Origin of the sequence: Rhodococcus sp. 852002-51564_SCH6189132-a, from assembly GCF_001665495.1 — a bacterium.
Lineage (GTDB): Bacteria > Actinomycetota > Actinomycetes > Mycobacteriales > Mycobacteriaceae > Rhodococcus > Rhodococcus pyridinivorans.
On record NZ_LZMJ01000018.1, the window covers coordinates 25,308 to 40,504 of the forward strand.

Here is a 15,197-nt window from a genome sequence, read left to right on the forward strand (position 1 = left end):
CCTCGCGCACGACCGATGCCCCGCTCGAAGTCGCCCGACGGTCCGCTCCGGCTCCGCGAGGGCGCCGTCTGCTATCGTCCCCACCCGGACGTATCGGGGGATTCTGCCGGGGGGCAGTGGTGACATTGCACGTAGATCCTGAAGCGCTGCGCACATTCGCAGCCTTCGTGGCGGACACCGCCGACGCGATGAACGACTGGGACGTCGGCGAACCGTATGCCGTGTCGCAATCAGCACTTCCCGGAACAGAATTCGCGGCCGTCTGCGCACGAGCCTTCACCGCCACCGATCAAGCACTCGGCAACGTGTGCAGTCGCCTGCGCGAGATCGTCGACATCACCGACGGCGCCGCGAACGATTACGTCGTCGCAGAGACGGACTTCGTGGCTGCACTCTCGGCGATGGATCAGCACGGATGAGACCGGGAGTCGCTGCGGTCCGGTCCTGGAATCCCGACGCGCTGCGAATCACCGCCGACCACCTCGACGTGCTCGTCGACACACTCGACGACCGCATGAAAGCTCTGCTCACCGAGCAGGATGTGCTCGCCGAGCGATGGTCCGGCGACGCCGCGCGTGCCGCCGCCGCGCGAGTGGTCCGCGAACGCTCATTGGGCAGCGCCATCGCCGAAGCCCTCCTGCAGGTCGCGGAGGCGTACCGCACCGGCGCGTGGCTCGTCGAAGGCACCCGCCTGCACCTCCTGTCGGTCGTGGGCGGCGCCGAACAGTCCGGGTTCACCGTGCACGACGACGGCACCGTCGACCCCTCCGACCAGATCCACATCCTCTCGGCGACGCTGCCGGCCGAAGCCGTCGCCGAAGCCCGCGTCCGCCTCGAACACGAAGCAACGGAACTGACCCACACCGTCACCGGCGCTCTCGAACAGGCGTCGCGAGCCGCAACCGAAACAGCCGATCGCATCACCGCTGCCGTTGCGGTACTCGAAGCAGCCCGGGATGCCGCGGCGCCGGGGAAGGTCGTGCAGAACGAGAACGGCGAGTTCTCCTGGTGGCCTGACTGGGCAGCTACGACCGCAGCCTCGACCATCGGCGTGATGGCCGACGGAACGAAAGAGGGTCTTACAGCGGCAGCAACAGCGTCCGGTGACGACCTCGCCCGTGGAGTCTCGCAAAAGCTCGGGCCGGCTGGGGCGGCACTCGGAGTGGTCCCAGCGATAGTCAACGACATCGAAGGAGGGATGCATCCTGCCGAGGCAGTCGTAACAGAAGGCGCCGGCGCTGCGCTCGGCTACTGGGGCGGCCTGAAGGCCGGAGCTTTTGTTGGATCCCTTGTCGCCCCGGGGATCGGAACCGCAGTCGGACTGGTGGCGGGTGCGGTGGCCGGCGCTTCCATTTCCTGGTTGACCTCCAAGGTTCTACAAGCAGCACTGCATTGATTCGAGTCGTCCACCGCGTTGAAAGGAACAGGGCCAGACTTATGCAACACCAGCACCCGACGATGCCCGTCGGCCTTCCGGACGACAACCAGGCATGGCCTCAGTGCCTTCGCTGCACAGATGCCGTTTTCTCCGTCGCCATGTTCAGTCTTGCAATCCTTCTCGCACACTCGTCTTTCCAGGGCGCCGAGCGTGGGGACGCTACCTACTTCGTCGGCTTCGCAGGTGGAACAGCACTAGCAATTTCGCTCTTCATCATCGGCATCCGTGATGCCGGAATCCGATATCTCGGGTTATCCCGGTCGATTACGGTTCATGAGGATCCCGTGCGAGGACTCGGCTTGGCGATCCCGGTTCGAAAATCGAACACCCGGATCCTCTCGGGAATCCTTTTCGGCACCGCCGCATATGGTGCTTCCGCTTCACTTGGATGGTTCCTGGGATTCGGCGAGTCCCTGATGCCTTCCGGTCGCGACACACTCCCCGGTGCCGTGCTTCTACTCGCCGGTGCAATCGTCATGACCGCTCTTGCGCTCTTTGTCTTCGCCTTCCGCGCAACAACCGAATTAAGGATCTTTCCGTCCGGGGTGGAGCGACTTCGGAGGCGACGATCATTCCTCTCTGTACGAGATGATTCGACTTTCCTACCCTGGGACGATATCGGTCGCATAGAACCCAGGGAACTACCACCACGTACAGGATCCGCGGGTCGGCCGATCATCCACCTTTACAGCGCAACTGGAGCCGACACTTCGAGCACCGGGCATGATTCGACCCACCCCGTAAGCATTACAGCGCATCAACTGGTGGCGGAGCCGAACACACTTTTCGCGCTTCTCGAACACCTACGGACGAATCCGGATCAGCGGAGCTATGTAGGACAAAGGGGGGCAGTCGAACTGCTCCGCCCTCCCCCGCTTCGAAAACGGCTTCGTGAAGCCAGAATTGCTCACACGACGCGGTGAGGAAACACGTAGGTTGCGCGCGGACGCGTCAGAGAATCCACCGGCCGGAGTCCCAGGTCATTTCGCGGTTTCAGGTCTTGGCCAGTAGGCGTGGAAATGATCTCATCCCTCACGTACGAGCGAGGTGCTTGTTGAAGCGAGGAAAAAAAGTTCGGACACCTGACGAACTCGTCGACAACATCCGATCGACGCCATCCGAAGCGCCCTGGCCACAACCGCTCAGGATAGTGCCACTAGTTCTGTCGATTGCGCTGCTTATCGCAGCTTGCGTGAGCTTCGCATTCGTCCAGGACACGATCCGAACGAACGACTTCCAAGTCACACTCGGTGCGGCAGGCGGCTCGATTGCGCTGTTCGTCATCGCCCGATCCTCGTTTCGGCGTGCGGGTCTTCGGGACCTTCGACCGCACCGCGACATCAAATTTCGTCACGATCGCGACCGCGGTCCGGGTATCAGCATCCCAACACGAAGAACCGAAGTGTGGACAACAGTCGCAGTCATGCTGGGGTTGGCCGCCTATGGTTCCGCAGCAGCATTCACATGGCACAGCGGCCTCGGCGAAGCACTGTTGCCGATCAACCGAGACAACAGTGAGAGTGCCTTCTTCATAGCGGTATGCGCCGCCGGCATGGGCCTGATCGCGGTCCTGATCGTCTCCATCCGTTTCGAGACGACCCTGTGCATCAGCCCACGAGGTGTACGCCGCTACGTACGTCGTCGAGTCTTCTTCAAGAAACAGGTATTCGACATCTCCCTGTCCTGGGAAGGTATTGCCCGGATTGGGGTAGGTAGCCTCGGAGTCGGTGGTGGAACTACGGTCCACCCGGTAATCGATCTTCATACGAACGAACCGATTCCACCAGAAGCTCGGACTCGACATGATTCGGAGTGTCGAGTGGCGGTCATGGCCCACCAGCTCGTGACGGAGCCGAACACTCTGTTCGCGCTTTTGGAACGGTTGGCAGAGAACCCGCGCGATCGCGAACTTCTCACGAAATCCGATGCAGTCGAACTCTTGTGCCCTCCGCCGCTGCGGGAACGATTCCGCGCAGCACGCACGCCGTCGCGTCAGCACGGGAACAACCGGTAGGTACGCAACAGCAACATCGGGTTCGCAACGCGGCCAGTAACTGACGGCGTTGCGAACCCTCACTGCATGTTGCGTACCTCGATCCCCTGCCGCAGCAAGTGACGACCGGTTCGTCACCCCAGAGACAGCGCCGCCACGCCGTACACATTCAAAATGATTCAGGGAGTTGTAGTGACAGCCGGACACAACCGACCTTCTGGGACCGACTTTGCGAGAACGATTCCGGATGGCACGCCACCAGGAGGCGTCTCGATGAACGCTTCGATTCAGACGACTACAAGTAAGCCTCACTCGGACACCCCTGCCGTTCCTTCTCGGAACGGCAGGGGCGTCTGTGTATCCGCACCCTCGATCTCGTACCGGCGCCCGATACCGACGGTCAGCCGTCCCCACTCACTGCGGGCCACCCGCGTTCGATGCATCTCGAACGCGGTGACGTCGACGAAGGTTTCCTCGACGCGCCACACCATAGGGTCGTCGGTCGGCAGGACTTCGAACGAGACACAACCGGGTTCGGCGCGCGTCAGGTCAATATGACACTGCAGATGGCCGAGCATGATCTCACGCTCGGCCTCGCTGTGGCACAGCAGTTCTCCCCTGAGACGGACGTAGGACATCTCGGCTCTTTCCACGGCACCCCGACCGATCTCTGCTACCGTCACGCGCGGCGTATCGGAGAATTCAGTCGTAGGTTACACCATTTCGCGCAGCACGCACCTCGTCACGCCAGCGCGCACACAACCGGTAGGTACGCAACAACAGTTCCGGGTTCGCAACACGGCCAGCAACTGCCGGCGTTGCGAACCTTCACTACGTGTTGCGTACCTCGCGTACGACCGATGCCCCGCTCGAAGTCGCCCGACGGTCCGCTCCGGCTCCGTGAGGGCGCCGTCTGCTATCGTCCCGACCCGGACGTATCGGGGGATTCTGTCGGGGGGCAGTGGTGACATTGCACGTAGATCCTGAAGCGCTGCGCACATTCGCAGCCTTCGTGGCGGACACCGCCGACGCGATGAACGACTGGGACGTCGGCGAACCGTATGCCGTGTCGCAATCAGCACTTCCCGGAACAGAATTCGCGGCCGTCTGCGCACGAGCCTTCACCGCCACCGATCAAGCACTCGGCAACGTGTGCAGTCGCCTGCGCGAGATCGTCGATATCACCGACGGCGCCGCGAACGATTACGTCGTCGCAGAGACGGACTTCGTGGCTGCACTCTCGGCGATGGATCAGCACGGATGAGACCGGGAGTCGCTGCGGTCCGGTCCTGGAATCCCGACGCGCTGCGAATCACCGCCGACCACCTCGACGTGCTCGTCGACACACTCGACGACCGCATGAAAGCTCTGCTCACCGAGCAGGATGTGCTCGCCGAGCGATGGTCCGGCGACGCCGCGCGTGCCGCCGCCGCGCGAGTGGTCCGCGAACGCTCATTGGGCAGCGCCATCGCCGAAGCCCTCCTGCAGGTCGCGGAGGCGTACCGCACCGGCGCGTGGCTCGTCGAAGGCACCCGCCTGCACCTCCTGTCGGTCGTGGGCGGCGCCGAACAGTCCGGGTTCACCGTGCACGACGACGGCACCGTCGACCCCTCCGACCAGATCCACATCCTCTCGGCGACGCTGCCGGCCGAAGCCGTCGCCGAAGCCCGCGTCCGCCTCGAACACGAAGCAACGGAACTGACCCACACCGTCACCGGCGCTCTCGAACAGGCGTCGCGAGCCGCAACCGAAACTGCCGATCGCATCACCGCCGCCGTTGCGGTACTCGAAGCAGCCAGGGATGCCGCGGTGCCGGGGAAGGTCGTGCAGAACGAGAACGGCGAGTTCTCCTGGTGGCCGGACTGGCCATCCACCATCGCAGCGTCGTCCATCAGCGCAATGTCCGGAGCTACCAAGGAACTCCTGACCGACGCGGCGGTGGCCTCGGGCGACGATGTCGCACGCAACATCGCGCGCGGAATGAACCCGGCTGCCGCTGCAGTAGGCACCGTTCCTGCGATCGTCAACGACATCAAGGGAGGGATGGATCCCACCGAGGCAATAGTCTCCGAGAGCGCCGGAACCGTTGCCGGCATGCTCGGTGCCGTAGCCGCATCGAAACTTTCAGCGGCGTTCATCGGGGCAGTGGGCGGTTCGGTCGTCCCGGGAGTCGGCACTGCAGCGGGCTTCGTTGCCGGCCTCATAGGTGGCGGCGCAGCCACATGGTACGCATCCAAGAAAATCCAGGAGTTGTGGTGACGACCGAAAACGTTCCGCCGGACCGATATCGAACTCACATCGATTCGTTCTTCGACCCTCGTTGGCCGCAGCAACTGCGAATCGGGTGGTGCATGGGCGGGGTCTTCGCTGCTGTTCTGGCTGTATGGTCCCTCGGGGATGCACTGGTGAACGTCGGGCACGAAGAATCGATATCCACAATCGGCTCGGTAGTGTTCGGAACGTCGATGCTACTCATGAGTGTCGCAGCGTTCAGGCACGGCGGGATTCGAAATGTATTGCATTCCAAGCGGGTCAGGAGTAATAAACATTCTGAACTCGGAATCGGAATCGTTGTGCCGGGAGGACTCACCCTTCCCAGCCTGGCTGTTGCCATGCTTATCTTCAACGGCCTTACCGGTTTGGCCATCTCTGCTCTGAACGTCTACATCACCGACAGATCCGAGTTGCCGCATGGTTACGACCCCCGAACCACTGCAATCTTCGCGCTCGTGGGTGGGATCGTTCTCTTGCTCATGGCGGCGGCGTTCATCTGGTTCCGACTTCCCACCACACTGGGGTTGTATCCACACGGAATCGAAAGAGTCGTACGTTCTCGCAAGCTCCGACGAAACAATGCCACCGTGCAATTTGTGCATTGGAACGATATCGAGGGCATCGCCGGAACGGATATCGTGACCCGTTCCGGATACGGCGACGTCCGGACTCCGATGATCCACATCCACACGACCGGACGGATTCCCCCGGAAGCGCGCATCCCCCACGACGAAGAACACATTCTCGCCATCGTCTGCACTTGGCTCATCGCAGAACCCAACACACTCCTGGCCCTGGCCCGACGAATGCATGAACGTCCACACGACCGCACACTCCTCGCTCGGGAGGACGCGGCCGAACTTCTCAGACCACCGCCTTTGCGAGGGCGATTCCGGATGGCACGCCACCAGGAGGCGTCTCGATGAATGCTTCGCTTCAGACGACGCTCTCCGACTACCTCGCAGCACGCGAAGTCGAACTGAGCCCCTGCGACCCGGACGATCCGCGGCACCCGCAACCGGAATCCCAGGCGCCGGAAGGCTGGATCACACTCCCCCGCGATGTCTTTCCGCACGCACATACGGTTCTCGTAGCTCCCCAGTCCGTCATGGATGATTGGGCACCCAACGCCGTATTCCTCCACGGCGCACTGTCGAAATGGCGGCCGACGGACGAACTGCTGGAGGTCGCGGGGAATGAAGTTCGCGAACTGCCCGCATGGAGGGAGAGGTTCCGCGACACATCCGATTTCCGCGGGCACCGATCGGTGATCGTCCAAGGCTCCTATCGAGTGGACGACGTCGAGTACACCGCCGTGACGCGATATCTCGTGATCGACCACGAGTACGATCGCTACCTGACGCAACTGACGGCAACCGCACGTTCCGACAACGCCGAGTCTCTTATCGCTCATCTGCATGCAATCCACGAGGGACTGAGAATCCGGTGAGCGATTCCATCGAGACGTACCCGTACGGAGAACGATCCGAACCTACTTGGCCGCAAAGGGTTTCGTACGGGATCGCTCTGCCTCGGCGTGTTCCTGGCCGGGACCGGAATCCTTGTGCTGCAGAAGACCGTCGACGTTCGACGAGCGGATGACGGCGGAGCCATCGCCCTGGGGTTCTGTCTCGCTGTGATGACGGCGTCAAGTTCGGCCTGGGGATTCGAGCGAGCCGGCTTCCACCGATTCGGTGTGCATCCGAGGATCCAGCAGTACCGAGACGACGTTCACGGCCCTGGCATCGAGATTCCTTACGTGAGGATACTTCCCGTTCAGCTGTCCGTCGTGTTCTCCTGCATGACAGTAGCGGGTGCTTTCATGATTACATGGCTCGTGCGGCGTGGCGTTTCGGACGTGTTCGTTCGATGGGACGAGATCCGGGAAGTGGATGCCGATGTCTACACCGTCTCGGGCCGCGGGGCGTCTACGCACAATCCACTCATCCGTCTGCACGTACCCGGCTACGAACCGACTCCGCCTCGCGTGGCGCACGACAAGCCGGATTCGTTCACCGTGCCGGCGTACGTTCTCGTGAGCGATCCCAACACGCTGCTCGGACTCATCGACCGCCTCCATGGGTGTCCCGAAGATCGCCATCTCGTCACCACACCCGAGGCCCCAGAACTCCTTCGTCCCCTCCCGGTGCGGGAACGCTTACGTATCGCGCGGAAGATTCCGCGTCAACAGTGGGAATGGTGATGGGCACGCAACACCGGTGGTGGGTTCGCAACGCCGACAGTGACCGACCACGTTGCGAGCCTTCACCCCACGTTGCGTACCTCGGTCATTTTCCGTTGTTCGGGCCGTGGACGCGGCGGTGCAGTGCTTCCATCCGCAGGTCCAGATCGCGCGCCGTTTCCGCGGCGAGGCGGAGTTCTTCGCGCAGTTCGTCCGGTACCTCGCGATCGTGCTTGTAGTAGATCTTGTGTTCCAGGCTCGCCCAGAAGTCCATGGCGACCGTGCGGATCTGCAGTTCGACGTAGACGCGCTCGACCCGGTCGGACATGTACACCGGGATCTGGACGATCACGTGCACGCTGCTGTACCCGTTGGGTTTCGGGCGCGCGATGTAGTCCTCGATCTCGACGACCGTCACGTCGAGCTGGCTCGTGATCATGTCGATGATCCGGTAGACGTCCGACGTGAAGCTGCACGTGATGCGGATGCCTGCGATATCGCGGACGGCCTCGCGGATGCCGTCGAGCGAGGCGGGCGCACCCTTCCGTTCCGCCTTGGCGAGGATCGACTCGGGACTCTTCAACCGCGACTTCACGTGCTCGATCGGGTTGTACTCGCGGGCGTAGGTGAACTCCTCGCGCAGGATGTTGATCTTCGTCATCATCTCGTCGATGCCGAACTTGTACACCATGAGTGCGCGTCGCAGATCTTGCGCGAGATGCTCCACTGCGACCAGCGGTGCCTGCACGTCGTCCGGTGTCGGTAGTCCCGGTTCGGGTTCGCCCACCGTCGTCTTCACTCGATTCCTCCTCGATCACTTCCGGGATCGAGTCTGCCAGTCCGACCACGACAGGCGGTTCTGACCGCCCTGACCTGCAGTGATGCGAGACGGTCCACTCGAACAGGACTCCCGCCGATCGTCGATCGAGGCATCCGGACGCCTCGAAGCCCAGTGCTTGCCCCAACCGAGTTCAGCGCTTACCCCGACCGAGTCGGTCGAGCACGACCGCCCGCAGCGAACGCGCTTCGATGCCGGCCTCGCGGCGGGCGCGTCCTCGGGTCACGAGCACCCCGATGAGCGCGATCACCCAGATCGGGTACTGCGCGAACCACGCGACGCGGAAGGCGTCGAAGGTGTAGCCGCCGAGCCGGTCGAGCACGATGCCCATCGTCTGCACGACCAGCAGCGTCGCGAGGAAGCCACCGATGTTGACGATGCCGTTGGCCGTGCCGAGCGCGGTCCCGGGATTGAAGGTGCGGGCGTAGTCGAAGCCGATCATCGATCCCGGCCCGCCCACCGAGATGACGACGACGAGCACCACGAGCAGCCACAGCGGTGCGGGTCCGGGCAGGGCGAGCACCGCCGACCACGTCACTGCGCTGGCGAGGATGATCATGAGCACAAGCCACGAGCGTCTGGTCGGGAAGCGTCCCGACAGCACGCCGAGGATGGGTCCGGCGGAGATGGCGGTGACCACCGAGACGGTCAGCATCGAGCCGGCCGCCGCGGGTGACAGGCCCTGCGCGGAGACCAGATACGGCACGCCCCACATGAGCGCGAAGGTCGTCACCGAGAACTGCGTGCCCATGTGGGTGAAGAAGCCGAGCTTGGTGCCGGGGCGCCGCCACACCGTGCCGAGCCCGCCGATCACCTCCCGCAGCCCTGACGCGGTGGCTTCGCGCGTCTCACCGGGCGGGGTGTCGCGCACGACCGCGAACACCAGCACGCACGCGAGCAGGCCGAGCGCCGCGGCACTGCCGTAGGCGGCCGTCCATCCGGTGCCGGTGAGCAGCAGGACGAACGGCACCGCCGACAGCACCTGGCCGAGCTGGCCGAAGATGCCCGTCAGCTGCGAAACGACAGGCACGCGGCGCGGCGCGAACCACACCGGCACGAGCCGCAGCACCGAGATGAACGTCAGGGCGTCACCGACACCGACCAGCACTCGGGCCAGATACGCGACCGGCAGCGACTCGGTGAGGGCGAGGATCGCCTGACCGACGGCGAGGATCACGGCGCCGGTCGCGATCATCCGCCGCGAACCGAACCTGTCGAGGAGCACACCGGCCGGGATCTGCATCCCCGCGTAGACGATGAGCTGGAGGACGACGAAGCCGGACAGCACCGACGGTGAGATCTCGAAGCGTTCGGTGGCGGCGAGTCCGGAGACGCCGAACGCCGTCCGGTGGAGGACGGCGACGATGTAGGCGAAGACTCCGATACCCCAGACCAGCCATGCCCTCATGTCACAAGGACGATACGCGTCGGTCTGTTAACGGTGCTGATTACTCACGTCCGAGCGACACCCACATCGGGTCGGCCGCACGCGGACCGGCGACCTTGCCGGCGAGACGATCCAGCCGTGCAACCTGCTCGTCGGTGAGCGTCACGTCGAGCGCTCCGGCGTTCTCGGTGACGCGATTCGCGTAGCGAGTGCCGGGGATCGACACCGACGGCAACCCGAACTCGCGCCCCTTCGCGTCCAGCCATGCCAGGGCGATCTGCGCGATGGTCGCGTCCGCCTCCTTCGCAACCGCCCGCACCTCTTCACGGACCGAGAGGTTGGTCGGCAGGGCGTCGGCGTCGAAGCGCGGGAAGCGCTTGCGCAGGTCGTTCTCGGCGACCTGTCCGGGATCGAAGGCGTCGGTGAGCAGCCCCCGGCTCACCGGCGAGTACGGCACGAAGCCGATACCGAGTTCGGCGGCGGTGGGCACCACGTGCCGTTCGACGTCGCGCGAGACGATGCTCCACTCCGACTGGATCGCCGCGATCGGGTGGACGGCGTGCGCGCGACGCAGTTCGTCGCCCGTGGCCTCCGACAGTCCGATGTGCCGCACCTTGCCGGCCTGCACGAGTTCGGCGAGGGCACCGACCGTATCCTCGACCGGCACGTCAGGATCCACGCGGTGCAGGTAGTACAGGTCGACGTGGTCGACGCCGAGACGCCCGAGCGACTCGTCGATGGCCTGCTTCGCGTATTCGGGACGGCCGTTGATGCGACGGTTGGCGGTGCCCGTGCCGCCGACCGCGCCGACGAGACCGAACTTCGTCGCCAGCTGGACCTCGTCCCGCCGGTCGGCGAGCAGCGTGCCGACCACCTTCTCGCTGGTGCCGTCGCCGTAGACGTCGGCGGTGTCGATGAAGGTGATGCCCAGATCCACGGCGTGGTGCAGGGTCGCGAGTGCCTCGTCGAGATTCACCTCGCCGTATGCGGGGGCGACGGACATCGCGCCGTAACCCTGGGCGCTGACGACGAGACCGGGCGCGAGCTGGACGGTGGGGACAGGCATGTACTTCTCCTCGACGACGACACGGTGCGACTCCCGATCGTCCCGCATCCCGCGCATGATCGCAGGAGTTGAAATCGCCGTGATCCGAGCAGCCCGCGCCCTAGGCTGAGATCCATGGTGACCGACTGGCTCTCCCTGCAACGAACCGCGCGTCGCGAGTTCGACGACCGTGTCGCGCAGATCCGCGACTGGCACGCACCCACCCCGGACACCGAGTGGGACGTCACCGACCTGGTGTGGCACATGGTCGACGAGCAGCGCTGGATCCAGCCGCTGCTCTCCGGCCGTTCCCTCGACGACGCGAAGGCCGCACTCGAACCGATCGGGGACGATCTCGCCGCCGAATGGGCACGCTTCGCCGAGCAGGCGACCGCCGCGTGGGCGATGGCGTCACCGTCCCAGGAGGTCCACCTGTCCTACGGCACCGTCCCGTGCCTCGACTACATGAAACAGCAGGTCGCGGACATCACCGTGCACACCTGGGATCTCGCCCGGGCCATCGGTGCCGACGAAACGCTCGACGCCGACCTCGTCGACGCCGTGCTCGCCGACATCGAACCGCAGAAGAACATGCTCGCCTCGAGCGGTCTGTTCGCCGATCCCGTCCCGGTCCCCGACGACGCGTCCCCGCAGGACCGGCTCATCGCCCTCACCGGCCGCGACCCCAGGAAGGCGTCATGACGGACCGACCCGATATCAAGCCCCGCAGCCGCGACGTCACCGACGGCATGGAGAAGGCCGCCTCGCGCGGCATGCTCCGTGCGGTGGGGATGGGAGACGAGGACTGGGGCAAGCCGCAGATCGGTGTGGCGTCGTCGTGGAACGAGATCACCCCCTGCAACCTCCCGCTCGAACGCCTCGCGCGATCGGTGAAGGAGGGCGTGCACGCCGCGGGCGGTTACCCGCTCGAATTCGGCACCATCTCCGTGTCCGACGGGATCTCGATGGGGCATGAGGGTATGCACTTCTCCCTGGTCTCCCGTGAGGTCATCGCCGACAGCGTCGAGACGGTGATGCAGGCCGAGCGACTCGACGGCTCGGTGCTGCTCGCGGGATGCGACAAGTCCCTGCCCGGCATGCTCATGGCTGCCGCCCGCCTCGATCTCGCCGCCGTCTTCCTGTACGCCGGGTCGATCCTGCCGGGCATCGCGAAACTGTCCGACGGCACCGAACGCGACGTGACGATCATCGATGCCTTCGAGGCGGTCGGGGCGTGTGCGCGAGGCCTGATGTCCGAGACCGATCTCGACGCGATCGAACGCGCCATCTGCCCCGGTGAGGGCGCCTGCGGCGGCATGTACACCGCGAACACGATGGCCGCGTCGGCCGAAGCGCTCGGTATGTCGCTGCCGGGAAGCGCATCCCCACCCGCCACCGATCGTCGCCGCGACGGTTTCGCCCGGCGCAGCGGACAGGCGGTGGTCGAGTTGTTGCGTCGCGGAATCACGGCCTCCGACATCCTCACCAAGGAGGCGTTCGAGAACGCCATCGCGGTGGTCATGGCCTTCGGGGGATCCACGAACGCCGTGCTCCACCTGCTCGCGATCGCGCACGAGGCGCAGGTGGATCTGAGCCTCGACGACTTCGTCCGCGTGGGCGCGCGGGTGCCGCATCTCGCCGACGTCAAACCGTTCGGCCGGCACGTGATGAAGGACGTCGACCACATCGGCGGCGTCCCGGTCATCATGAAGGCGCTGCTCGACGCGGGTCTGCTGCACGGTGACTGCCTCACCGTCACCGGGAACACCGTGGCCGAGAACCTCGCCGGCATCAGGCCACCCGACCCGGACGGCAAGGTGCTGCGTGCCCTGAGCGACCCCATCCACCCCACGGGGGGCATCACGATCCTGCGGGGCAGTCTCGCTCCCGGCGGAGCGGTGGTGAAGTCCGCAGGCTTCGACGAGTCGGTCTTCGAGGGAACGGCGCGGGTCTTCGAACGCGAACGCGCCGCGATGGACGCGCTCGAGGACGGCACCATCACCGCAGGCGACGTGGTGGTCATCCGGTACGAGGGTCCCAAGGGTGGCCCGGGCATGCGCGAGATGCTCGCGATCACCGGTGCGATCAAGGGCGCCGGGCTAGGCAAGGACGTCCTGCTGCTCACCGACGGACGATTCTCCGGTGGTACCACCGGGTTGTGCGTCGGGCACGTCGCCCCGGAGGCCGTCGACGGCGGCCCCATCGCCTTCGTCCGCGACGGCGACCGGATCCGTCTCGACGTCTCGAACGGCCTGCTCGACGTGCTGGTCGACGAGAAGGAAATGGAAACGCGGCGACAGTGCTGGGAGCCACTGCCGCCGCGCTACACCCGGGGTGTACTGGCGAAGTACACGAAGCTGGTCGGTTCCGCATCGAACGGTGCGGTGTGCGGATGAGGGTCGGGTGAACCCTCCCGCTCCGGGGGTGCTGCTAGATCGGACGGAAACCTGCGCCCGGCCCGCCCCGACCGTTGATGTCGGCCATGATCACGTCGATGTTCGTTCCGACCTCGGGGCCGGCGCATGGCGCGAGCAGGTAGGCGTTGACCATCGCGACGAGCGTCGTGCCCACCACGAGCGGTGCGCCCGAGTCGCCTTCGATGACGCACACCTGCGTCCAGGTCTCCTGCGAGCCGAACACGTCGCCCCAGACGATGCCGCAGGTGTTGCCCGTGGTGCGGCCTTCCTTGCAAGCGATGTTCGGGAAGCCCGCGGGGGCACCGAGGCCGGTGATCGTCACGTTGCCGACGCGGTTGACCGGAACGACCTTGCTCCGGTCGAACTCGATCACGGCGTAGTCGAGCCGTTCGTTGGTCGACACGATGCGGCCCACCGAGCCGGCAGCGAGGTCGTATTCGGCTTTCACCGTCATGCCGGGAGAGCCGCAGTGCGCGGCAGTGAGACCCACGAGGCGTCCGGCGGCGTCGTTGCCGATCGTGGTGAGCGTGCAGTCGAAGATGTCCTGCCCGTTGTCTCCGAGAGTGATGCCCGAACCGCCACCGAGGGTGACCGGAGGAGCCGCGACGGCCACCCCGGAACCCGCGCCGACCAACGCGACCGCGCTCGCGATTGCAACAACCAGTTTTCTGAACATGGAGGCCCTCCTGCGCTGCGCCGTCCGGCAGCCGTCGGGCTGAGCGTACTAGAGGTTTCCGCCGGATTTCCGGGTTGCGCCCAAGCTTTCCAGAGCTTGACGGGCCTCCTCGAGCTCGCGGCTGAGCTGCGCGACCCGCTCCTCGGCCGCGCGACGCGCCTCCTCGATCACCGACTGGACGGCCTCGGTGGCCGTGGGATCGCCGAGTTCCTTCACCGCACGTTCGACGGCGTCGGGTGCGACCGGCGCGGGCTTACCGACCTTGCGGGTGCCGTGCGCGACCCCCACCGTCCACTCGTTCTCCGGGTCGATCGTGACGGTGATCGTGATCGACGGCGCCTTCTTCGCCTTGCGGGCCGGGGCCTTCGGCTTCGCCGGTGCCGGCGGCCGGGAGGCGGGAGTGTCGGACGAAGCGGGGGTCGTCTGGGTCACGGGCTTCTTCTCCTGGGCGCGGGGAACCGCAGCGACTGCTGGGCTCTCGGATTTCTGGGGAGCAGGCTTCGGTGCAGCAGGCCTGGATGCGGTAGCCCGTGGGGTCGCGGGTTGCACAGGTGCCACCTTCGCGGGAGCTGCCTTCGCCGGAGCGGGCTTCGCACCACCGGACGTGCGCGCGGTCTTCGTCGGTGCGCGCTTCGTTCCGGCCGGCTCGCGGGTGGCGCGCAGTTCGTCGGTCTCGAACGGCAACTCGTCGTCGACGCCCTTCGGCCGCACCATCACGGTGCTGCCGCTGATCGATACCACCCGCGCCGACGTCCCCGGGTCGATGCCGAGACTCGGAATGCCCTCGACGAGGTAGACGGTCGCGCGGCGCCCCTCGGCGAGAGCGGCACCGAGCTCTCCGAGTTGTTCCTCCGTCAGGTGGTCCGCGCGTCTGCGGGGCGACATGCGACGTCCTTTCTCGGTTCGCCGAAGGGTCGGCAGGGCTTCGATGTCGGTCACTGTCGCAC

General features: G+C 65.3%; 16 protein-coding genes. 10 read left to right on the forward strand and 6 right to left on the reverse strand.

Annotated features, from left to right (window positions below):
* Positions 1-119 precede the first annotated feature (119 nt).
* The 3 genes from A5767_RS03725 (at position 120) to A5767_RS22950 (ending at position 3,452) form a co-directional block, all read left to right on the forward strand.
* Positions 120-419: a hypothetical protein gene (locus A5767_RS03725; RefSeq protein WP_230826533.1), complete on the forward strand. Its 300-nt coding sequence runs from the start codon at positions 120-122 to the stop codon at positions 417-419.
* Positions 416-1,396 (forward strand): hypothetical protein, encoded by a 981-nt coding sequence (locus A5767_RS03730; protein ID WP_064851665.1) that lies wholly within the window; start codon positions 416-418, stop codon positions 1,394-1,396. Before A5767_RS03725 ends, A5767_RS03730 begins: the two co-directional genes overlap by 4 nt.
* A 1,234-nt stretch (positions 1,397-2,630) precedes the next feature.
* Positions 2,631-3,452 (forward strand): hypothetical protein, encoded by an 822-nt coding sequence (locus A5767_RS22950; RefSeq protein WP_156665116.1) that lies wholly within the window; start codon positions 2,631-2,633, stop codon positions 3,450-3,452.
* A gap of 287 nt (positions 3,453-3,739) precedes the next feature.
* On the opposite strand, the gene A5767_RS03740 is transcribed toward A5767_RS22950, so the two are convergent.
* Entirely contained in the window at positions 3,740-4,069 is a 330-nt protein-coding gene (locus A5767_RS03740; RefSeq protein ID WP_064851667.1) for a putative quinol monooxygenase, read from the reverse strand.
* Positions 4,070-4,395: 326 nt separating this feature from the next.
* Here A5767_RS03740 and A5767_RS03745 point away from each other — a divergent pair, with 326 nt between their 5' ends.
* From A5767_RS03745 to A5767_RS03765, 5 genes are all read left to right on the forward strand, one after another.
* The gene (locus A5767_RS03745; RefSeq protein WP_230826533.1) at positions 4,396-4,695 is read left to right on the forward strand and encodes a hypothetical protein; all 300 of its coding nucleotides are present in this window, start codon (positions 4,396-4,398) and stop codon (positions 4,693-4,695) included.
* Positions 4,692-5,690, forward strand: a complete 999-nt coding sequence (locus tag A5767_RS03750) for a hypothetical protein (RefSeq protein WP_230811163.1) — start codon at positions 4,692-4,694, stop codon at positions 5,688-5,690. Before A5767_RS03745 ends, A5767_RS03750 begins: the two co-directional genes overlap by 4 nt.
* The gene (locus tag A5767_RS23635) at positions 5,687-6,631 is read left to right on the forward strand and encodes a hypothetical protein (RefSeq protein WP_230811164.1); all 945 of its coding nucleotides are present in this window, start codon (positions 5,687-5,689) and stop codon (positions 6,629-6,631) included. Before A5767_RS03750 ends, A5767_RS23635 begins: the two co-directional genes overlap by 4 nt.
* Positions 6,628-7,155, forward strand: coding sequence for an LpqN/LpqT family lipoprotein (locus A5767_RS03760; RefSeq protein WP_064851668.1), 528 nt, complete (start codon positions 6,628-6,630; stop codon positions 7,153-7,155). Before A5767_RS23635 ends, A5767_RS03760 begins: the two co-directional genes overlap by 4 nt.
* 114 nt (positions 7,156-7,269) lie before the next feature.
* Entirely contained in the window at positions 7,270-7,908 is a 639-nt protein-coding gene (locus A5767_RS03765) for a hypothetical protein (protein ID WP_231913106.1), read from the forward strand.
* A gap of 85 nt (positions 7,909-7,993) precedes the next feature.
* On the opposite strand, the gene A5767_RS03770 is transcribed toward A5767_RS03765, so the two are convergent.
* The 3 genes from A5767_RS03770 to A5767_RS03780 form a co-directional block, all read right to left on the reverse strand.
* Positions 7,994-8,686, reverse strand: coding sequence for a GTP pyrophosphokinase (locus A5767_RS03770; protein ID WP_006550989.1), 693 nt, complete (start codon positions 8,684-8,686; stop codon positions 7,994-7,996).
* 172 nt (positions 8,687-8,858) lie between these two features.
* Entirely contained in the window at positions 8,859-10,133 is a 1,275-nt protein-coding gene (locus A5767_RS03775) for an MFS transporter (RefSeq protein WP_064851670.1), read from the reverse strand.
* Positions 10,134-10,173: 40 nt separating this feature from the next.
* Positions 10,174-11,178 (reverse strand): aldo/keto reductase, encoded by a 1,005-nt coding sequence (locus A5767_RS03780; protein WP_064851703.1) that lies wholly within the window; start codon positions 11,176-11,178, stop codon positions 10,174-10,176.
* A gap of 114 nt (positions 11,179-11,292) precedes the next feature.
* Here A5767_RS03780 and A5767_RS03785 point away from each other — a divergent pair, with 114 nt between their 5' ends.
* Together A5767_RS03785 and ilvD are read left to right on the forward strand one after the other, a co-directional pair.
* Complete coding sequence (locus A5767_RS03785; RefSeq protein WP_064851671.1) at positions 11,293-11,859, forward strand: TIGR03086 family metal-binding protein; 567 nt, start codon at positions 11,293-11,295, stop codon at positions 11,857-11,859.
* On the forward strand, positions 11,856-13,553 hold the full coding sequence (ilvD, locus tag A5767_RS03790) for a dihydroxy-acid dehydratase (RefSeq protein WP_064851672.1): 1,698 nt from the start codon (positions 11,856-11,858) through the stop codon (positions 13,551-13,553). The genes A5767_RS03785 and ilvD overlap by 4 nt, the downstream gene beginning before the upstream one ends.
* 34 nt (positions 13,554-13,587) lie before the next feature.
* On the opposite strand, the gene A5767_RS03795 is transcribed toward ilvD, so the two are convergent.
* Both A5767_RS03795 and A5767_RS03800 read right to left on the reverse strand, forming a co-directional pair.
* The gene (locus A5767_RS03795) at positions 13,588-14,250 is read right to left on the reverse strand and encodes a hypothetical protein (RefSeq protein WP_006550994.1); all 663 of its coding nucleotides are present in this window, start codon (positions 14,248-14,250) and stop codon (positions 13,588-13,590) included.
* Between the two features lie 48 nt (positions 14,251-14,298).
* The gene (locus A5767_RS03800; protein WP_064851704.1) at positions 14,299-15,135 is read right to left on the reverse strand and encodes a DUF6319 family protein; all 837 of its coding nucleotides are present in this window, start codon (positions 15,133-15,135) and stop codon (positions 14,299-14,301) included.
* Positions 15,136-15,197: the final 62 nt, after the last annotated feature.